Origin of the sequence: Mycobacterium sp. ITM-2016-00317 (assembly GCF_002968295.1) — a bacterium.
Lineage (GTDB): Bacteria > Actinomycetota > Actinomycetes > Mycobacteriales > Mycobacteriaceae > Mycobacterium.
The window spans coordinates 1,578,704-1,598,013 of record NZ_CP134399.1 but is presented as its reverse complement, the minus strand read 5'-3'; the positions used below and the strand labels follow the sequence as shown (position 1 = coordinate 1,598,013).

The 19,310-nt window shown below is 69.4% G+C and carries 21 protein-coding genes; 12 read left to right on the top strand and 9 right to left on the bottom strand.

Going from position 1 to position 19,310, the window contains the following annotated elements:
- The first annotated feature begins 9 nt into the window (after window positions 1-9).
- Both C6A87_RS07670 and C6A87_RS07665 read left to right on the top strand, forming a co-directional pair.
- Complete coding sequence (locus C6A87_RS07670) at window positions 10-792, top strand: alpha/beta fold hydrolase (RefSeq protein WP_311116694.1); 783 nt, start codon at window positions 10-12, stop codon at window positions 790-792.
- Between the two features lie 2 nt (window positions 793-794).
- The gene (locus C6A87_RS07665; RefSeq protein ID WP_311116693.1) at window positions 795-1,091 is read left to right on the top strand and encodes an MGMT family protein; all 297 of its coding nucleotides are present in this window, start codon (window positions 795-797) and stop codon (window positions 1,089-1,091) included.
- Window positions 1,092-1,164: 73 nt separating this feature from the next.
- On the opposite strand, the gene C6A87_RS07660 is transcribed toward C6A87_RS07665, so the two are convergent.
- From C6A87_RS07660 to C6A87_RS07650, 3 genes are all read right to left on the bottom strand, one after another.
- Window positions 1,165-2,019, bottom strand: coding sequence for a TIGR02569 family protein (locus C6A87_RS07660; protein WP_311116692.1), 855 nt, complete (start codon window positions 2,017-2,019; stop codon window positions 1,165-1,167).
- A gap of 36 nt (window positions 2,020-2,055) precedes the next feature.
- Complete coding sequence (moeZ, locus tag C6A87_RS07655) at window positions 2,056-3,234, bottom strand: adenylyltransferase/sulfurtransferase MoeZ (protein ID WP_311116691.1); 1,179 nt, start codon at window positions 3,232-3,234, stop codon at window positions 2,056-2,058.
- A gap of 95 nt (window positions 3,235-3,329) precedes the next feature.
- On the bottom strand, window positions 3,330-4,355 hold the full coding sequence (locus C6A87_RS07650) for a DUF3152 domain-containing protein (RefSeq protein WP_311116690.1): 1,026 nt from the start codon (window positions 4,353-4,355) through the stop codon (window positions 3,330-3,332).
- A 221-nt stretch (window positions 4,356-4,576) separates the two neighbouring features.
- Here C6A87_RS07650 and C6A87_RS07645 point away from each other — a divergent pair, with 221 nt between their 5' ends.
- Window positions 4,577-5,251, top strand: coding sequence for a TetR/AcrR family transcriptional regulator (locus C6A87_RS07645; protein WP_311116689.1), 675 nt, complete (start codon window positions 4,577-4,579; stop codon window positions 5,249-5,251).
- A gap of 95 nt (window positions 5,252-5,346) precedes the next feature.
- Here C6A87_RS07645 and C6A87_RS07640 read toward each other — a convergent pair whose 3' ends face one another.
- Window positions 5,347-5,595 (bottom strand): DUF3107 domain-containing protein, encoded by a 249-nt coding sequence (locus tag C6A87_RS07640; RefSeq protein WP_003929204.1) that lies wholly within the window; start codon window positions 5,593-5,595, stop codon window positions 5,347-5,349.
- A gap of 246 nt (window positions 5,596-5,841) precedes the next feature.
- Between C6A87_RS07640 and C6A87_RS07635 the strand changes: the two genes are divergently transcribed.
- Entirely contained in the window at window positions 5,842-6,654 is an 813-nt protein-coding gene (locus tag C6A87_RS07635) for a hypothetical protein (RefSeq protein WP_311116688.1), read from the top strand.
- A gap of 85 nt (window positions 6,655-6,739) precedes the next feature.
- Here the strand turns inward: C6A87_RS07635 and C6A87_RS07630 are convergent, their stop codons facing one another.
- On the bottom strand, window positions 6,740-7,453 hold the full coding sequence (locus tag C6A87_RS07630; protein ID WP_311116687.1) for a ferritin-like fold-containing protein: 714 nt from the start codon (window positions 7,451-7,453) through the stop codon (window positions 6,740-6,742).
- A gap of 248 nt (window positions 7,454-7,701) precedes the next feature.
- On the opposite strand from C6A87_RS07630, the gene C6A87_RS07625 reads away from it, so the two are divergent.
- Window positions 7,702-9,216 carry a DEAD/DEAH box helicase gene (locus tag C6A87_RS07625; RefSeq protein WP_311116686.1) on the top strand — a complete coding sequence of 505 codons (1,515 nt, stop codon included), beginning with the start codon at window positions 7,702-7,704 and terminating at the stop codon, window positions 9,214-9,216.
- Window positions 9,217-9,226: 10 nt separating this feature from the next.
- On the top strand, window positions 9,227-10,438 hold the full coding sequence (locus tag C6A87_RS07620) for a hypothetical protein (RefSeq protein ID WP_311116685.1): 1,212 nt from the start codon (window positions 9,227-9,229) through the stop codon (window positions 10,436-10,438).
- 8 nt (window positions 10,439-10,446) lie between these two features.
- On the opposite strand, the gene C6A87_RS07615 is transcribed toward C6A87_RS07620, so the two are convergent.
- Window positions 10,447-11,250 (bottom strand): AAA family ATPase, encoded by an 804-nt coding sequence (locus C6A87_RS07615; RefSeq protein ID WP_311116684.1) that lies wholly within the window; start codon window positions 11,248-11,250, stop codon window positions 10,447-10,449.
- A gap of 81 nt (window positions 11,251-11,331) precedes the next feature.
- On the opposite strand from C6A87_RS07615, the gene C6A87_RS07610 reads away from it, so the two are divergent.
- Genes C6A87_RS07610 through C6A87_RS07600 form a run of 3 tightly spaced genes read left to right on the top strand, consistent with a single transcriptional unit; the run spans window position 11,332 to window position 13,531 of the window.
- Entirely contained in the window at window positions 11,332-11,943 is a 612-nt protein-coding gene (locus tag C6A87_RS07610) for an acid phosphatase (RefSeq protein WP_311116683.1), read from the top strand.
- Complete coding sequence (locus C6A87_RS07605; RefSeq protein WP_311116682.1) at window positions 11,940-13,037, top strand: isochorismate synthase; 1,098 nt, start codon at window positions 11,940-11,942, stop codon at window positions 13,035-13,037. Before C6A87_RS07610 ends, C6A87_RS07605 begins: the two co-directional genes overlap by 4 nt.
- Window positions 13,034-13,531, top strand: a complete 498-nt coding sequence (locus C6A87_RS07600) for a GNAT family N-acetyltransferase (protein ID WP_311116681.1) — start codon at window positions 13,034-13,036, stop codon at window positions 13,529-13,531. Before C6A87_RS07605 ends, C6A87_RS07600 begins: the two co-directional genes overlap by 4 nt.
- Here the strand turns inward: C6A87_RS07600 and C6A87_RS07595 are convergent.
- The 3 genes from C6A87_RS07595 to C6A87_RS07585 are packed head-to-tail and all read right to left on the bottom strand — an operon-like array spanning window position 13,468 to window position 16,179.
- Window positions 13,468-13,893, bottom strand: a complete 426-nt coding sequence (locus tag C6A87_RS07595) for a hypothetical protein (RefSeq protein ID WP_311116680.1) — start codon at window positions 13,891-13,893, stop codon at window positions 13,468-13,470. The two genes, C6A87_RS07600 and C6A87_RS07595, sit on opposite strands and share 64 nt — an antisense overlap.
- A complete protein-coding gene (gene aroQ, locus C6A87_RS07590; RefSeq protein ID WP_311116679.1) occupies window positions 13,890-14,333 on the bottom strand; it encodes a type II 3-dehydroquinate dehydratase in 444 nt (147 codons plus the stop codon). The genes C6A87_RS07595 and aroQ overlap by 4 nt, the downstream gene beginning before the upstream one ends.
- A gap of 52 nt (window positions 14,334-14,385) precedes the next feature.
- Window positions 14,386-16,179, bottom strand: a complete 1,794-nt coding sequence (locus C6A87_RS07585; RefSeq protein WP_311116678.1) for a TIM barrel protein — start codon at window positions 16,177-16,179, stop codon at window positions 14,386-14,388.
- A gap of 78 nt (window positions 16,180-16,257) precedes the next feature.
- On the opposite strand from C6A87_RS07585, the gene C6A87_RS07580 reads away from it, so the two are divergent.
- The 3 genes from C6A87_RS07580 to C6A87_RS07570 all read left to right on the top strand — a co-directional run bounded on the left by C6A87_RS07580 (window position 16,258) and on the right by C6A87_RS07570 (window position 19,304).
- A complete protein-coding gene (locus tag C6A87_RS07580) occupies window positions 16,258-16,905 on the top strand; it encodes a TetR/AcrR family transcriptional regulator (RefSeq protein ID WP_311116677.1) in 648 nt (215 codons plus the stop codon).
- 141 nt (window positions 16,906-17,046) lie between these two features.
- Window positions 17,047-17,925: a shikimate dehydrogenase gene (locus C6A87_RS07575; protein ID WP_311116676.1), complete on the top strand. Its 879-nt coding sequence runs from the start codon at window positions 17,047-17,049 to the stop codon at window positions 17,923-17,925.
- Between the two features lie 41 nt (window positions 17,926-17,966).
- Complete coding sequence (locus C6A87_RS07570; RefSeq protein ID WP_311116675.1) at window positions 17,967-19,304, top strand: MFS transporter; 1,338 nt, start codon at window positions 17,967-17,969, stop codon at window positions 19,302-19,304.
- Window positions 19,305-19,310 lie beyond the last annotated feature (6 nt).

Genomic DNA, 19,310 nt, shown 5'->3' with positions numbered 1-19,310 from the left:
TCTGCACCTGTGACCGATGTGTTGTGCACCTACCGTTTCGGACCGCCCGGACCTGCCCGGGTGCTGGCCATCCACGGGTTGACCGGACACGGCAAGCGCTGGGAGAGCCTGTTCACCCGGCACCTGGCCGACGTGCCGGCGATCGCCCCGGATCTGCTGGGGCACGGCCGCTCGTCGTGGGACGCGCCGTGGACGATCGACGCCAATGTGGCGGCGCTGGCCGCCCTGCTGGACGCCGAGGGCGGGGACCCGGTGGTGGTGGTCGGCCACTCCTTCGGCGGCGCGATCGCGCTGAATCTCGCCGCGCTGCGGCCCGACCTGATCACCGGCCTCGTGCTGTTGGATCCCGCGGTGGGCCTGGACGGCCGGTGGATGCGGGAGGTCGCCGAGGACATGTACCGCTCCCCCGACTACACCGACCGGGCCGAGGCGCGTGCGGAGAAGGTCGGCGGCTCCTGGGGCGAGGTCGCCGAGGACGAGCTGGACCGGGAACTCGACGAGCACCTCGTCGATCAGGCCGACGGCCGGGTCGGCTGGCGCATCAGCATCCCGGCGATGCTGTGCTATTGGAGCGAGCTGACGCGCGCGGCCCCGGTGCCGCGCGACGGCACCCCGACGACGCTGGTGCGCGCACAGCGCACCGACCCGCCGTACGCCGGCGACGGGCTGATCGCCGCGCTCGACGCCGGGCTCGGACCGAATTTCACTCTGCTGAAATGGGACTGCGACCACATGGTGCCGCTGGCAATGCCGGCCGAGACCGCTGCGGTGATTCGCGACCACCTGAGCTGAGCATGGCCGCGATCACCGACGAACAGGTCGAGGCGGTGCGCGGGCTCGTCGCGGGCATTCCGTCGGGCTCGGTGGCGACCTACGGTGACATCGCCGAGGCCGCGGGTCTTTCCAGCGCGCGCATCGTCGGGTGGATCATGCGTACCGATTCCTCGGATCTGCCGTGGCACCGGGTGATCTCGGCGTCGGGCCGACCGGCCGCGCACCTGGCCACCCGCCAGCTGGAGCGGCTGCGCGCCGAAGGTGTGCTGGCCGTCGACGGCCGGGTGCCGTTGCGGGAGTACCGGCACGCGTTCTGAGTCGCGAGCGTGAAACCAGGGTCGTGACCGGAGCCGGATCGCAGCCGGGAATGCTATTCCGCGGCGGCGGAGCCTAGACCGCCAGCCGCACCAGTGCCGCGGTGCGGGCCAGACCGGGGAACGCCGCGGCCGTCGACCGCGGGTGCAGCGCATGTACCGCCAGCCGGAACATCAACGCGCGCAACAGCATCTGCGACCACTCAGGCAGCGCCGACCACCTCTCGATCAGCGCGTCGTCGGCTTCGCCCCACGCCAGGGCGTCCACCACGACCACCCCGGCGGCCCAGGCCGGCGGTCGCCAGTACGGCGTGATGTCGGTGATACCGGGAGCTGCGGTGCCCGCGAAAAGGACTGTGCCGTAGAGGTCGCCGTGCACGAGCTGACTGGCGCTCTTGGTCGGGCGGCGCAGCGTCGCGAGCTGGTTGATCAGCTCGATGGACTTCTGCCCGTCGGACGTGCCCGGCCCCACCCGCGCTCCCGGTGGCAGCGAGTGCAGCGGCCGTTCCTCCCACGCCGCCCGGTCGGCGGCGATGAACACGTCGACGTCGCCCCACGGAGCGACCGGCGGCTGGGTCAGGAACCGGGGCCGTTCCAGTTTCGCGGTGGCCTCGTGCAGCCGCACCGCGGCGGAGACGACCTCGTCGTGGCGCGGTTCAGGCGTCCCCGCCACATAGGTGTCGGCGCGCCAGCCCGCGACCACGTACCGGCCGTCGGTCGAGCGCACCGGCCGGGCCAGCCGCACCCCGTCGACGAACAGCGTCTCGCGCACCTTTGCCGACCACGCGGCGCGCGCGTGGTCGGCGACCATCGACAGCACCACTTCGCCGCAGCGCCATCCGCCTTCCCAGCTGGATCCCAGCGGCGCAGGCTGCACTCCGGACAGCCCGAAGGCTGTGAGGACGTGCTCTGGCGGTCGCTCGGCGGTCACCGGCACAGCCTAATTGCCGCGACGGCAAACCCGGCGTTAGTACATCACCATGTCGGGTTCGAGTTGCTTGCCCCAGGCCACGATCCCGCCCTGCACGTGCAGCGCGTCGGAGAACCCGGCCTTCTTGACGATGGCGAGCACCTCGGCCGAGCGGATCCCGGTCTTGCAGTAGAACACCGGCGTCCGGTCGACCTTCAGCTTGGCCAGCGCTTCACCGGATTCGAACGCGCCCTTGGGAATCAGCTCCGCGCCCTCGATGTGATTGATATCCCATTCGACGGGTTCCCGGACGTCGATCAGCGACAGCGGCTTGCCCGAGTCCAGCAGCTCCCGAAGCTCGCGCGGGGTGATCGTCGACTCGGCGGCGGCCTCGGCGGCCTCGTCGGAGACCACCCCGCAGAACGCCTCGTAGTCGATGAGCTCGGTGATCTTGGGCGTCGACGGATCCTTGCGGATCTTGATCGTGCGATAGGTCATGTCCAGCGCGTCGTAGACCATCAGCCGGCCCAGCAGCGGCTCGCCGATACCGGTGATCAGCTTGATCGCCTCGGTGCCCATCACCGACGCGATCGACGAGCACAGGATGCCCAGCACGCCACCCTCGGCGCACGACGGCACCATCCCCGGCGGCGGCGGCTCGGGGTACAGGTCGCGGTAGTTCAGGCCCAGACCGTCCGGGGCGTCCTCCCAGAAGATCGACACCTGGCCCTCGAACCGGTAGATCGACCCCCATACGTAGGGCTTGCCTGCCAGCACGGCGGCGTCGTTGACCAGGTACCGGGTGGCGAAGTTGTCGGTGCCGTCCAGGATCAGGTCGTACTGCTCGAACAGCTGCACCGCGTTGTCGGGTTCCAGCCGGAACTCGTGCAGCACCACGTCGACGAGCGGGTTGATCTCGGCGATCGAGTCCTTGGCGCTCTGCGCCTTGGACCGGCCGATGTCGGACACGCCGTGGATGATCTGACGCTGCAGGTTGGACTCGTCGACGACGTCGAACTCGACGATGCCGATGGTGCCGACACCGGCCGCGGCCAGGTAGAGCAGGGTGGGTGAACCCAGCCCGCCGGCGCCGATGACCAGCACGCGGGCGTTCTTCAGCCGCTTCTGCCCGTCCAGGCCGAGGTCGGGAATGATCAGGTGGCGGCTGTAGCGCGCCACCTCTTCGCGGGTGAGTTCAGCCGCTGGCTCGACCAGCGGCGGCAACGGTGTCGACACCGAAATTCTCCTTGGTTTGGCTGTCAGACCATCTCAGCAGGTACGGCTTCCAACAGCAACGAGGGCCCGTCGCTTCCCGGCCGGTCGTGGGGCTGCTAGGCGATCGGGTACGGCCACGGGTTGAAGCGGCACGTGTGCCCGTCCGGGGTGACGGTCCCGGGGTCGAACTTGGCTGCGTCGGTGTTGTTGGTCGAGAACGTCTGCTGCATCATGATCGGCGCCAGCTCGCCGTTGGCGGGGCACTGCTCGTGACGCTGGTAGCCGATGGCGTGGCCGACCTCGTGGTTGATCACGTACTGCCGGTAGGAACCGATGTCGCCCTGGAACGGCACCGCGCCGCGCACCCACCTGGCCTCGTTGATGAACACCCGCGGCTGGCCGTCGAACGCCGGGTTGTAGCAGGAGGCCTCGAGCTGGATGTCGTAGCCGCAGCCGTCACGGATCGTCATCGGGGAGGTCAGCGACACCCGGAAGTCGGGGACGATGCCGGAGGCCGCGTCGACCCGGGTGAACGCGAACTGAGGGTTGTGGGTCCAACTCTTCGGGTTGGCCAGGGTCTCGCTGACCATCCGGGCGAACCCGTCGTCGCCGCCGAACGTGGTGGTGTCGAGGCCGTCCTCGACCTCGACGGTGTAGGTGAACACCTTGGTGGTGCCCTGCCCGACCTGCGGGGTGGCACCGGGCACGACGTGCCAGGTGCGCGCGCCGGCCTCGGTGAACGGACCGCCGTCGGGCAGGATCCCGGTCGGCAGGTTGGCGTCGAACTGGGTCAGACCCTTGGGCGGGGCGCCGACGATGGATGTGCTCGGGACGCCGATCGTCGGGGGTCCCTGCACGGGCCCCTCGTCCTCGACCGCCTGGGGGGCGCTCGTGCCGGCGATCGTCTGGTAGAGGACGACGCCGGTCAGCACGACGAGCAGCGGTAGGGCGTAGGCCCGCCACCCGTATGTCGAGACGAACCGGCCGATCCAGGTCTGCTTGCGCCAGCGCTTGTGCTCGTCGCGGTTCGACCGGATCCGGCCCGGCTGCTCGGCCAGCGGGTCCCGCTGGGCGCGCAGCGGCTCGCGCCGATCGTCGCGTAGCACCGGGACGCGGCCGTCTCCGCGCCGCTCAGGACCCATTGGTCCTCCTCGCGTGCGGGAGTCGTAGGCCACCGGAACAGGATGTCACAGCGCGAAGGACAAGCCGCTCTGGCGCGCCACCTGAGGTCCGCAAACACCGGGGTCCCGCGTGTGCAGCGATGTGACACCTGTCCGTACGCGTAGGGTCGGCCAACGGTAGTAATGTCAGTGCGAGCGAATTCCAGACGCCGGTCGGGCCGGCCGTAGATCTCGAGGTTCTGATGAGCGAACTGGCCAGGACGGCGCAGCGACGAGGGGGTAAGCCGGCGAACGGCGCAGCCCCCTCCGGCGCAGCCCGGCGGGGCAACCGGCTGCCTCGCGACGAGCGGCGCGGCCAGCTCTTGATCGCAGCCAGCGAGGTGTTCGTCGACCGCGGCTATCACGCCGCCGGCATGGACGAGATCGCCGACCGCGCCGGCGTCAGCAAACCTGTGCTCTATCAACACTTCGCGTCGAAGGTGGAGCTCTACCTGGCGGTGCTGCAGCGTCACGTGGACAACCTGGTCTCGGGCGTGCGCCAGGCGTTACGCACCACCACCGACAACCGGCAGCGGGTCCGCGCGGCCGTGCAGGCGTTCTTCGACTTCATCGAGCACGACGGTCAGGGCTACCGCCTGATCTTCGAGAACGACTACGTGACCGAGCCTCAGGTCGCCGCGCAGGTCAAGGTCGCCACCGAGTCGTGCACCGATGCGGTGTTCGATCTGATCAGCCATGACTCCGGGCTGGAGCCGCACCGTGCGCGGATGATCGCGGTCGGCCTGGTCAGCATCAGCGTGGACTCGGCGCGCTACTGGCTCAACAACGAGCGCCCCATCGACAAGGACGACGCCGTCGAGGGCACCGTCCAGTTCATCTGGGGCGGCCTCTCGCATGTTCCGCTGACGCGGTCCTGAACCGAGCGCGCGCCGAAACTGCACCTGCGTAGGCGTTCTCGCGAACGTTCGCTACTGGAATGCAGTTTCGGCGCCACGTCGTCTGTGACGCCCAGCTAGCCCTTGGCGACCTCTGCGCCGACGACGCCGAATCCGACCCGACGCGAGTCGGCGGCGCCGATCTCGACGTAAGCGATCCGGGTGGACTGCACCAGGAACCGGCGACCCTTCTCGTCGGTGAGAGCCAGCACGCTGGGATCTCCGCTCAGCGCGTCGGTGACCAACTTCTCCACCTCGGCCGGCGTCTGCGCGCTGGCCAGAATCAACTCGCGCGGGCTGTCGGTGACACCGATCTTGACCTCCACGGTGGGAACCCTTCTGTTCGTGTGCTCGTACTCCAAGGAGGCTAGTGGACGTCGGCCCGCTGAGGCGGTGTCGGGACCCGCGTACGCGATGGGCGAAATCGCGCGCAGGCCGCGCGGGGGCAATAACGCCGCAGCGACCGAACCGAGTCCCGACCGTGACCGCGGGGCAGGCGCGTCCGTCCCATCCGTCACTTCTGCCTCAGTAGCATCGGCCGGGAAATCGGAAAAGACGACTGGGACAGCTGCATGAACAGGCCATACACCGCGAATTCACCGTATTCCCTGACGCCGACCGAGCGGATCCGAAGCCCTCGGGGCGACCGTGGATACGGCTCCTACGGGAGCTACCGAGATGACGACCCGGATCACTACGGCGATCTGGACACCGACGCGCTACCCCCGTTCCCCGGGGACTACCGCGGCGCCGACGACGGCGTCGAGGACTACGACGACTACCTCGACGAGGAGAAGCTGGACCGCCGCTGGATGTGGATCGCGGGCGTGGCCGGCGCCGTTCTGTTCGTCGCGGTGATCGGCGTGAGCATGATCCTGGGCGGCGGCGACAGCGGATCGGTGTCGGCGACCGTGGCCGCCCCGGTGCCGTCGAGTTCGGCCCCGGAACCGTCCGCCGCACCGGTGCCCCGCGCGCCCGCCGCGGCGGCGCCTTCGCTGCCGGCCGAGACCGTCACCACCGTGACCCCGACCGCCGAGATCCCCACACCGGCCCCGACCGTGCCCGCTCCGGTGCTGCCCGCACCGCAGGCCGCGCCGCCGCCGCCCGCGGCCGCCGCCGGGACGGTCACCTACCGCATCACGGGCAACCGCCAGCTGCTCGACCTGGTGACCGTGATCTACACCGACGAGCAGGGCGCGCTGAAGACCGACGTGAACGTTGCGCTGCCGTGGTCGAAGACGCTGGTGCTCAATCCGGGGGTGGCGCTGAGCTCGGTGACCGCGACCAGCGTGTCCGGTCAGCTCAACTGCGCGATCCTGGACGCCAACGGCTCGCTGATCGCGGCGCAGAACAACAACTCGATCATCACGAACTGCACCCGCTGACCCTCACCGCCGAAATCGCATTCCGCGCGGCGTTCTTCGACTCAGGACCGCACGGAATGCGATTTCGGCGCGAAGACACGCTCGGTCAGGCGAGGCCGAGCTCCTGCATGCGGTTGGCGTGGGTCTGCTGCAGCCGGTCGAAGAAGTCGGTCATGTGCGACAGTCCGCCGCCCGACATCACCAGCTCAACCAGCTCGTCGTGTTCGGCCAGCACGTACTGGGCCTGGGTGATCGCTTCGCCCAGCAGCCGCCGCGACCACAGCGCCAACCGGTGCCGCTGCCGGTCGCTGGCCGTCACCGCGGCCCGCACCTCGGCCACCACGAACTGCGAGTGCGCGGTCTCCGACAGCACCGAACGCACGACGTGGGCCACGTCGGCGGGCATCACGTCGGCGATCTCCAGGTAGAAGTCGGCGGCCAGCGCATCACCGATATAGGTCTTGACCAGCGCCTCCAGCCACGTGCTCGGCGTGGTCAGGCGGTGGTAGTTCTCCAGCGCGGACGCGTACTTCGTCATCGCGGGGACGATGTCCACGCCGCGGCGCGCCAGCGCGTCGCGCAGCACCTCGTAGTGGTTCATCTCGGCGGCCGCCATGCTGGCCATGTTGATCCGGCCGTTGAGGTTCGGCGCCATCCGCGCCTCCTCGGTGAGGCGGTAGAACGCCGCGACCTCACCGTAGGCGAGCAGCGCGAACAGCTCGTTGATGCCGGGATGCCCGGACGAGACGCGCGACCCCGCCGGTTCCTCCGGCTCGCTCGCGCGGGCGGATTCAGCGGCCGCTGAGGACGTCGAAGACATGGACCAACTCTAGACTCCGGGCCCGGCGATGCGGCTCCAGCGGGCTCGACCGGCTACCATGGGACCCGGTGTCGGCGCAGGTGCCGACGGATCGAACCATTCGCCGACCGCTCTGGCCGCAGACACCTAAGAAATGTGCGTGCACGCGGCGGCCCGCCTCCTCAGCGCAGGGCCCGGCGAAGTTCTCTTCACAACTCGTGCGCGCGTGGAACGCATGAGGAATAAGTGAAAGGCTTCGTTTCCCGAGCATGACACCCGTAACTACACATCCAAACCCCACATTCGCCCAGCTCGGAGTACGTGACGAGATCGTCCGCGCACTCGCTGAGCAAGGTATCGAACACGCCTTCGCGATCCAGGAGCTGACCCTGCCGCTGGCACTGGCCGGCGACGATCTGATCGGCCAGGCCCGCACCGGCATGGGCAAGACCTTCGCCTTCGGCGTGCCGTTGCTGCATCGGATCACCACCGACACCGAACGGCCACTGACCGGCATCCCGCGCGCCCTGATCGTCGTCCCGACCCGTGAGCTCTGCATCCAGGTCTACGAGGACCTCGTCGGCGCGTCGAAGCACCTGATGGCCGACGACACCCGCAAGCTGACGGTGACCGCAATCTACGGCGGACGCCCCTACGAGCCGCAGATCGAGGCGCTGCAGAAGGGCGTCGACGTCGTCGTCGGCACCCCGGGCCGGCTGCTCGACCTGGCCCAGCAGGGCCACCTGCAGCTCGGCGGACTCAGCGTGCTCGTCCTCGACGAGGCCGACGAGATGCTCGACCTGGGCTTCCTGCCCGACATCGAGCGGATCCTCAAGCAGATCCCGGCCAAGCGCCAGGCCATGCTGTTCTCGGCCACCATGCCGGATCCGATCATCACGCTGGCCCGCACGTTCATGACCCAGCCGACGCACATCCGCGCCGAGGCGCCGCATTCGTCGGCCACGCACGACAGCACCGAGCAGTTCGCCTACCGTGCGCACGCGCTCGACAAGGTCGAGATGGTCGCCCGTATCCTGCAGGCCGAGGGCCGCGGCGCGACGATGATCTTCACCCGCACCAAGCGCACCGCGCAGAAGGTCGCCGACGAGCTGGCCGAGCGCGGCTTCAAGGTCGGCGCCGTGCACGGCGACCTGGGACAGGGCGCGCGGGAGAAGGCGCTGAAGTCGTTCCGCACCGGTGAGGTCGACGTGCTGGTCGCCACCGACGTGGCCGCTCGGGGTATCGACATCGACGACATCACGCACGTCATCAACTTCCAGATCCCCGAGGACGAGCAGGCCTACGTGCACCGCATCGGCCGCACCGGCCGCGCGGGCAAGACCGGCATCGCGGTCACCCTGGTCGACTGGGACGAGCTGCCGCGCTGGACGATGATCGACAAGGCGCTGGGCCTCGACACCCCTGACCCCGCCGAGACGTATTCGAACTCGCCGCACCTCTACGAGGAACTCAACATCCCGGCAGATGCGGGCGGCACGGTCGGCAAGGCACGCTCGTCGGACAAGCCCAAGCGTGAATCCCGTGAATCCCGTGAATCCCGCGAGCCCCGTGAGACGGGCGAGCGGCCGGCGCGCAACCGCACCCGGCGCCGGACGCGCGGGGGCAAGGCGGTCAGCGGCCACCCCGAGGGCACGACCGAGCAGGCAGCGCCGGAGACCGAGAACGCGAGCACCGAGTCAGGTGAGGCCGGTGCGCGGTCCGGCCGTCGTCGTCGGCGCCGCAGGCCCGGCAAGGCTGCCGCCGCGGGCACCGGCACCAACTGACCCGACTCCGTTGGTCAGACCCGAACGCCGTACTCGGGCGGACCTGGTGGCGGCCGCGGCCATCGCTGCGGTCGTCGTCCTGGTTGCCGTCGTCGTGTGGTGGACCAGCGACGCCAGGGCCACCGTCAGCCGTCCCGCCGCGGAACCCGTTCCCAGCCTGAAACCGGCTGCGGCCGTACCTGATTCGCTCGAAGAGCAGTGGGCAGCGCCCAGCGCGAAGACCTCCGCACCGGTGGTCGTCGGCGGCACTGTCGTCACCGGCGACGGCCGTGCGATGGAGGGCCGCGACCCGATCACCGGGGCCTCGCTGTGGAGCTATGCCCGCGATCGCGAGCTGTGCGGCGTCACCTGGGTCTACAACTACGCGGTCGCGGTCTACCCCGACGTCCGCGGGTGCGGACAGGTCAGCACCGTCGACGCCAAGACCGGCAGGCGGGGTCCGGCCCGCACCAGCTACGCCGACCGGCACGTGACGCTGTCCGGTGACGGCACCACGGTGCTGTCCGCCGGGGAGACCCGGTTGGAGATGTGGCGCTCGGACATGGTGCGGATGCTGAGCTACGGCGCTCTGGATGCCCCGATCAATCCCGGCGTGCCTGCCGCCCCGGTGTGCCGGTTCGTCGACGCGGCGGCCAGTTCCAGTTCGGTGTCGGTGCTGGAGTCCTGCGAAGGCCAGGATGATCTGCGGCTGACGATGCTGCGGCCGTCCGACGACGAAGCCGCCCCGGAGCTCAAGTACGTCCAGCAGAAGGGTGTGGCCGACGGCACCGGCGCCCGCGTGGTGGCGGTGACGGACACGGCCACCGCGCTGTACGTGCCGACCCCGAAGCCCCGGGTGGACATCATCGACGACACCGGCGTGGTGATCGACAGCACCGTGGTCGACGGTGAGCCGGTCCCGGGCGCGACGTCGTCGCGGGCCGGCGACGTGATCACCTGGTGGACCGGGGACGCACTGATGGTGTTCTCCGCCAACGATCTTCGGTACAAGTACACGATCGCCGCGTCCGGCCCGGACGCGCCGGTCGGGCCCGCGACGGTGATGGCCGGGCAGTTGCTCGTGCCGGTCAGCTCCGGCTACGACGTGTTCGATCCGATGACGGGCACCGGCGACCGACACGTCCCGCTGCAGCGGCCTGATGTCGCCGGACCGGTGGTGCCCGCGGTGGCCGGGTCGACGCTGCTGGAGCAGCGCGGCGACCAACTGGTCGCGCTGGGCTGAGGGCCCGGTCAGACCTCCGGCGTGAAGGTGGACAGTTCCTTGCCCGTCTTCCAGTGCTTGAGCAGCGCCGCCGCGAACTCGCGGTAGGCCGTGGAGCCCTTGTTCTTGCGGCCGCTGAGCACCGAGGACCCCGACGCGCTGGCTTCGGCGAAGCGCACGGTGCGCGGGATCGGCGGGGCCAGCACCGGCAGGTTGTACCGGTCGACGACGTCGAACAGCACGTCGCGGCTGTGGGTGGTGCGCGCGTCGTAGAGGGTGGGCAGCGCCCCGAGCATCGTCAGGCCGGGGTTGGTGATCGCCTGCACGTCGGCGACGGTGCGGAGGAACTGACCCACGCCGCGGTGCGCCAGCGTCTCGCACTGCAGCGGCACCACGACCTCGTTCGCCGCGGTCAGCCCGTTGAGGGTCAGCACGCCCAGCGACGGCGGGCAGTCGATGAGCACGACGTCGAACTCGCCGATGATCTTGTCCAGCGCGCGCTTGAGCGCGTGTTCCCGGCCCGCCCGCATCAGCAGCATGGCTTCCGCGCCTGCGAGGTCGATGTTGGCGGGCAGCAACGTCATGCCTTCTGGGGTCTGCACCAGCGCGGCATCCGGTTCGACGTCGCCGAGCAGCACTTCGTGCACCGAGACCGGTAGTTTGTCCGGATCATGGCCGAGCGAGAAGGTCAGCGACCCCTGCGGGTCGAGGTCGACGAGCAACACCTTCTTGCCCATCTCCACCATCGCCGCGCCGACTGATGCGACCGTCGTCGTCTTGGCGACCCCACCCTTTTGATTGGCGACCGCAAGTACCCGCGTCACAGAGCCCATCCTGACATCGTTGATCCTCCCCCGCTCATCTTCAACCCGCACGTACCGGCGTACCGGCGTCGTACGGCAGAATCGGACGCTGTGGGCCTCCTGCAGCACCGGCTGATCCTGCTTCGCCACGGCGAAACCGAATGGTCGAAATCCGGCAAGCATACGAGCCGGACCGAACTCGAGCTCACCGAGCATGGCCGGGCTCAGGCGCTGGCGGCCGCAGACACGCTCAAGCAGCTGCAACTGGATGACCCGTTCGTGGTGACCAGCCCCCGGCTGCGGGCCCGGGCCACCGCGGAGATCGCCGGCCTCGACGTCGACGAGGTCGACCCGCTGATCGCCGAATGGGATTACGGCGACTACGAGGGCACCACGACCGCGGAGATCCGCAAAGCGGTGCCGAACTGGCTGGTGTGGACGCACGGCTGCCCCGGCGGCGAGACCTCGGCGGAGGTCTGTGCGCGCGCCGACAACGCGATCGACATGGCGCTGCGGCATATGGAATCGCGCGACGTGGTGTTCGTCGGTCACGGCCACTTCTCCCGCGCGGTGATCACCCGCTGGGTCGAACAGCCGGTCTACGAGGGCATCCGGTTCGCGATGCCCGCCGCCTCCATCGCGGTGTGCGGATTCGAGCACGGCGTGCGCCAGCTCGGCGCGCTGGCCCAGACCGGCCACCCCAACCCGGCCGTGTCGACGTGACCCGCGAACCCGCGTTCGTCCTCGCCGGCCCCGAAGGCACCGTGATCGGTGACGGCGTGCAGGCCGCGTTTCCGCGCATCGCCGACGCCCGGGCCGCGCTGGCCTCGCACAGCACACCGATCGTCGTGGGCGCCTTGCCTTTCGATCTCACCCAGCCCGCGGCGCTGATCCGCCCGCAGTCGGTGCGCTTCACCGACGCGCTGCCGAATTGGCCGTCCCGCGACCTGGTCTCTGCGCAGGTCACCGCCACCACGCCGGACGCCGACGAGCACCGCCGCAGGATCGGGCTGGCGCTGGCGCGGCTGCGCGACCCCGCCGATCCGCTGCAGAAAGTGGTGCTGGCCCGCGCGTTGCGCCTGACGGCCGACGGCCGGCTGGACGCGCGAACCGTGCTCAACCGGCTGGCCGCCAACGACGCACAGGCCACCAAGTATCTGATCGACCTGTCGGCGGCCGGCGAGGGCTACTCGGGCACCGCACTGGTCGGGGCCAGCCCCGAACTGCTGGTGGCCCGGCACGGCGACCAGGTGCTCTGCCGCCCCTTCGCGGGGTCGGCCCCCCGGCTGGCCGATCCGGACGCCGACGCCGCCAACGGCGCCGCGCTGGCCGACTCTGCGAAGAACCGTCACGAGCACCAGCTGGTGGTCGACGCGCTGGCGGCCGCGCTGCAGCCGCTGTGCACCGATCTGCAGATCGCGGACCGGCCGCAGCTGAGCAAGACCGCCGCGGTCTGGCACCTGTTCACCCCGATGTCCGGGCGGCTGCGCGAAAAGTCAACGACAGCATTGGATCTCGCCGTCGCCCTGCATCCCACACCGGCTGTCGGCGGCTCGCCGACCGACCTGGCGATGGCATTCATCAACGACGTCGAAGGCGACCGCGGGTTCTATGCCGGGGCGGTCGGTTGGTGCGACCAGCGCGGTGACGGACGCTGGGTGGTCTCGATCAGATGCGCGCATCTGTCCGCCGACCGGCGCACCGCCGTCGCCCATTCCGGGGGCGGTATCGTCGCCGAATCCGATCCCGACGACGAAGTCGACGAGACCACAACGAAATTCCGCACCATCTTGGCTGCACTGGGAGCAACGCAATGAGCGAGACCATCCGGGTCGTCCGCCCCGGCGACGAAACCGAACTGACCGCGATGGTCCACGAACTCGCCGAGTTCGAGCATGCCGCCGAGGAGTGCACCGTCACCGAGAACCGGTTGCGGGACGCCCTTTTCGGACCGAATCCCGTGCTCTACGGGCACATTGCGGAGGTCGACGGAAAGGCCGCCGCGGCGGCGCTGTGGTTCCGCAACTTCTCGACGTGGGACGGCGTGGCGGGCATCTACCTGGAGGATCTGTTCGTGCGCCCGGAGTTCCGCAGGCGCGGGCTGGCGCGCAAGATGCTCTCCACGCTGGCCCGCGAATGCGTCGCGCACGGCTACTCGCGGCTGAGCTGGGCGGTACTGGACTGGAACGTCAACGCCATCGCGCTGTACGACGGCGTCGGTGGTGAGCCGCAGAGCGACTGGATCACCTACCGGGTCTCAGGTCCCCGCCTGTCGGAGTTGGCCTCCGAATTGGGCCCGGAGTCGGACTGAGTCAGCCAGTGCAGGCTGGTCGGACTGAACAGCAGGCCGAGCACCGCGACCGCCGCGACGGCCACCAACACCGCGTAGCGCAGTTGGCCCGAGCTGAAGACATACCACGCGACGCCGAGCAGGATCAGGTTGGCGAACACCGCGATCCCCCGGCCCCAGCGTCGTCCGGTCCACAGCGCCCACCCCGCCGCCGTGACCGCCGAGCCCATGATCGTGAACCAGACGGCGGTGCCGTATCCGCTTATCGCGACCTCGTGGTGTCCGGAGGCTTCCCGGACCACGAGCACGACGGCCATCACGATGCCGAGAACGCCCTCCAGGGCGGCGATCACGGCCGCGGCGCGCACCGTACGCGGGGTCACCGGTCGAGCCTGTCGGCCAGGTAGCGGACCGCCATCTCGTAGCCCAGCGGGCCGGCGCTGGCGATCACGATGTCCGCGACGGCCGACACGTACGAGTGGTGCCGGAACGGTTCGCGGGCATGGATGTTGCTCAGATGCACCTCGGCCACGGGCAGCTCCACCGAGCGCAGCGCATCGGCGATGGCCACCGAGGTGTGGCTGTAGGCCGCCGGATTGATCACGATGCCGGCGCAGTCGGTGCGGGCGCTGTGGATCTCGTCGACGAGCACGCCCTCGTGATTGCTCTGCACCGCGCGCAGCTGCAACCCGACCTCCGCGGCGACCTCGGCCGTCCTCGCCTCGATTTCGGCCAGCGTCGTCGACCCGTACACCTCGGGCTGCCGGGTGCCCAGGAGGTTCAGGTTGGGCCCGTTGACGAGAAGCAGTCGGCGTTCGGTCACCGTTGTACGGTACCGACGCGCGCCCGCCGACGAGCGCCCGCGTGAGGAAAACTCAATGCTGCGCGGCCAACCGGACCGGGGCGTTGTCCACGCCGTACCCGTCGTAGTCGCCGAAGCGCTGTACGAACTCGAAGAACACCGACCCGACGGTCCTGGTGTAGAAGTGCACGAAGTGCCCGCGGGGACCGCGGTCGTAGAGCAGGTTGAGCTCCCGCAGCTCGGCGAGCTCGTCGCCGTCGAGGCCGAACCGGCCGTGCAGATAGTCGTAGTAGTTGTCGGGGACGGGCAGGAACTGCAGCCCGCGGGCGGTCGCGCTGCGCGCCAGCGCGACGACGTCGGTGCAGGCGAACGCCACATGCTGGGCCAGGCTCGCCGAATCCATGACGTGCGGAGCGACGTTGAGCGGCAACCGGATCGCGCCGTCTGCGGTGCGCATCACCTGGCTGCGCACCAGCCCGGTCGGCCCCGGCACCTCGACCGGCGCGTCTGCGGTCAGCCCGAACACACTGCTGAGGAACAGCACCGCGTCCTCGGCGGTCTGCCACGGTTGCGTGAGGTTCACGTGGTCGACCGCACGCACCGGTGTGGTGGTGTCGGGCATCCCGGCCTCGAACTCGATCACCCAGTCGGGGACGCCGCGCACCTCGTTGATCCAGAAGAACTGGGTGCCGTCGGGCGCCACGGCCGCTCCGAACGGCTGCTCGGCGGCATAGGTGCGGCGGTAGGCCAGCGGGGCCATCAGCTCGGCGGCGCGGCTGGAGGTGGCGCCCGCGTCGGGAACCTGCAGGCCGATCGCCGCGACGTGCGGGACCCGGTCGCGGGCCTGCTGTTCGTTGAGCACGACGCGGGCCTCGCCGGCCGACCACAGCGACACCGGCTTGGTGCGGTGCCTGCCGCGCATCGCGAACCCAAGCTGACCGAGCAACACCTCGACCTCGGTGGTGTCCTCCGCCTTGAGCTCGACGAAGTCGAAGGCCGTGGGCGGTTTGGCGGCCACCAGCGTCGTCAGCGCCGGTCGCCAGCCTTCGGGGTTGGCCGCGGCGACCTTGTCCTGCAGCCACAGCAGCGAGCGCAGCGCGTGCACCGCGGTGTGGCCCGGATCCGTCTGCCGGAACGTGTCGTTGAAAACCTCGAGCGACAGCGGGCCGTCGTAGCCGGCGGCGAGCACGCAGGTGACGAAGCGGGTGAGGTCGAACGCGCCCTCGCCGGGAAACAGCCGATGGTGGCGGCTCCAGGACAGCACGTCCATCGAGAGCGCCGGGGCGTCGGCGAGCTGTAGGTAGAAGATCTTCTCGGCCGGGATGTCGGCGATCGCCGCCGGGTCGTGTCCGCGGGACAACACGTGGAAGCTGTCCAGGCAGACCCCGACGGCCGGGTGGTCGGCGATCTCGACAATCCGCCAGGCGCGCCGGTAGCCATCGACGAAGCGGCCCCACGCCAGCGCCTCGAACGCGATGCGGACGCCGAAGGTCTGCGCGACGTCGCCGATGCGGCGCAGCTGGTCGGCCGACACCTCATCGGAGTCGACGGTCGCGGTGGCGACGTTGCTGCAGACCAGGACGGTGTCGATGCCGAGCCGCTGTGCGGTGGCGAAGGTGGCCGCGGCGCGCCGGAGATTGTCGGCGAAGGTGAGCTCGTCGACGCCCTCCAGGTCGCGCAGGGGCTGGTACAGGCCGAGGGTCAGGCCGAGACGGCGGGCCAGGGCGCGGATCTCCTCCGGGGAGTGGTCGCTGGCGATGAGATCGGGTTCGAAGATCTCCACGCCGTCGAAGCCGGCGGCCGCGCACGCGTGCAGTTTGTCCACCAGTGATCCGGCCAGGGACACCGTCGCGATCGAGGTCTTCATCACAGCAATGTACCAATTGGTTAGTTAATCGGGAAGGGTCCGATCGGCATCGGCCGGCGAACAGTAAGCTGAGCGGTCGTGGCCGCCAAGCCGAAAGCCGAACTCCTGCGGGACGCTGAACGCACCCGGGCAGAGTTACTCGCCGTGGCCACCGAGGTGTTCGCGGAATCGGGCTATTCCGGCGCCCGCGTCGACGAGATCGCCGAGCGCACCCGCACCACCAAACGGATGATCTACTACTACTTCGGCGGCAAGGAGCAGCTCTACCTGGCCGTTCTGGAGAGCGCCTACCGCGGTATCCGCGAAGCCGAACAGAAACTGAAAGTCGACCACGCCAACCCCGTGGAGGCCATCCGGCGGCTGGCCGAGGTGACGTTCGACCACCACATCGCCCATGACGCGTTCATCCGACTGGTGTCGATCGAGAACATCCACCGCGGCGAGTTCATCAGCCGGCTCACCTCGCTGCGCGAACTCTCGACCCCCGCGACCTCGCTCCTCGACGACATCCTGCGCGACGGGCGCGCGGCCGGGGTGTTCCGCACCGACGTCGATGCCCTGGACGTGCACGTGGTGATCAGTTCCTACTGCGTCTTCCAGGTCGCCAACCGCTACACGTTCGGCTTCCTGTTCGGTGTCGACTTCACCGACATCTCCCAGCGCGCCCATCTGCGCCGGATGATCGGCGACGTCGTCGTCGGGTGGCTCACCTCGCCGATGAGGTAACGCACCCCCTGACCAGCGCCGCCGCGCCTCACCGGGCTTGGGATGTGTGCCCGATCACTATTTCCTGTTGACGCGACCCCCGCCACAGTGCTGTACTTTCAGCAACGAACGAACCAGTTAGTACATTACGGAGAAGCCCGTATGCCCCAGCGTCCCTATCTCGTCGGCCTCGTCGGCACCGGCGTCGGCCCGTCCCTGACCCCGGCGCTGCACATGGCCGAGGCGCGCGCCCACGGCCTCGATTACGTCTACCGCACCGTCGACCTCGACGAGCTGCACATCGCCCCCTCCCGGATCGGCGAGGTCCTCTCCTGGGCCCGTGCGCTGGGCTACGACGCGCTCAACATCACCCACCCCTGCAAGCAGCTGGTGCTCGAGCATCTCGACGGGATCGACCCGACGGCGGCCCAGCTCGGGGCCGTCAACACCGTGGTCTTCGACGAAGCAGGCCGGGCTCAGGGCTACAACACCGACACCACCGGGTTCGCCCACGGCTTCGCCGAGGGACTGCCCGACGCGCGGACGGACAGTGTGGTGCTCGTCGGCGCCGGCGGCGCGGGCGTCGCGGTCGCCGACGCGCTGTTGCGTATGGGCTGCGGACATCTGACGGTCGTCGACCTCGACGTCGAGCGCGCCGATCACCTGGCCCACGAACTGGCCGCCCGACACCCGCTGAGCCGCGTCCAAGCCGCCGCGTTCGACAAGCTCGCGGTGCTGCTTCCCGACAGCGACGGCGTCGTGCACGCCACGCCCACCGGCATGGCCGCCCACCCCGGGATGGCGTTCTCCGCCGACCTGCTGCGCCCGCGGATGTGGGTGGCCGACATCGTCTACCGCCCGCTGGACACCGCGCTGTTGCGGGCCGCCCGCGCGCTCGGCTGCCGCACGCTCGACGGCGGCCACATGGCGGTGTACCAGGCCACCGACGCGTTCGCGCTGATCACCGGGATCACCCCGGATGCCGAACGCATGTCCAGGCACTTTCGCTCCCTTGTCTCAGATCAGCCCGAACAGCCCTGAAACATCCGTCCATCCGCCACAATTCGGCTAAGGAGTCTCCGATGACCACCACGCACGATCCGGGCGTCCTCCCGGAGAAGACACCGAAGCAGGCGGCGCTGGCCAGCTTCATGGGCAGCGCCGTCGAGTACTACGACTTCTTCCTGTTCGGGTCGGCGGCGGCGTTGATCTTCCCGCACGTGTTCTTCCCGTCCGACGACGAGGCATCACTGGTGATGTCGTTCGCCACCTTCGGCGTCGCCTACATCGCCCGCCCGGTCGGCGCGGTCATCCTCGGCCACTTCGGCGACCGGATCGGACGTCAGCGGGTGCTGATGTTCACGCTCGTCCTGATGGGCGTGTCGACATTCATGATCGGCTGCCTTCCGGGCTTCGAGACCATCGGTTGGGCCGCACCCGCGCTGCTGGTGTTCTGCCGCCTGCTGCAAGGGCTTTCGGCTGCCGGTGAGCAGGCCGGAGCCAGCTCGCTGACCTTGGAGCACTCCCCCGACGACCGACGCGCGTTCTTCACGTCGTGGACGCTGACGGGGACGCAGGGCGGCCTGATCCTCGCGTCGCTGGTGATGATTCCGTTCATGGCCCTGCCCGACGAGGCCAAGTACAGCTGGGGCTGGCGGGTGCCGTTCTGGCTGTCGGCCGTGGTGGTCATCGTCGCCTACTTCATCCGCCGCCAGCTGCACGAGACCCCGCAGTTCACCGAGGCCAAGAACGCGGGCACTCTGGCCCGGATGCCGCTCGTGCCGCTGCTGCGGGACCACTGGCGCGACGTGTTGCGCGTCGTCCTCTGTGCGTTCATCGCCGCTGTGTCAACAGTTTTCGCGAACCTGGCGCTGGCCTACGGCAAGGAGGTCGGGCTGGAAGCCGATCTCACGCTGTGGCTCGTCGTCGTCGCCAACATCGGCGCCCTGTTCACCCAGCCGCTGTTCGGAGCACTGGCCGACCGGATCGGGCGCAAGCCGGTATTCGTCTACGGCGCAGTGTCGTCTGCGGTGCTGATGCCCTTCTACATGCTGTCGATGAGCCAGGGCAACCACCTGCTGACCTTCGCGCTGGCCGTCGCCACGTTCTCGCTCGGCTACGCCGCGGCCAACGCCGTCTGGCCGTCGTTCTACGGCGAGATGTTCTCCACCCAGGTCCGCTTCTCCGGCATGGCGATCGGCACCCAACTCGGGTTCCTGATGGCGGGCTTCGCACCGTCGATCGTCACCGCACTCGGCGGTGTCCGTGAAGGCGGCTGGGTGGTCATCAGCGTCTTCACCGCGGTCGTCTGCCTGATCTCCGCCGGCGCCGCACTGACGGCCCGCGAGACCAAGGCGGTCCCGACCCCGATGCTCGGCCACCCGGGCACCCGGTCATCGCGCGCCCTCATCGATCACTGACCGGCG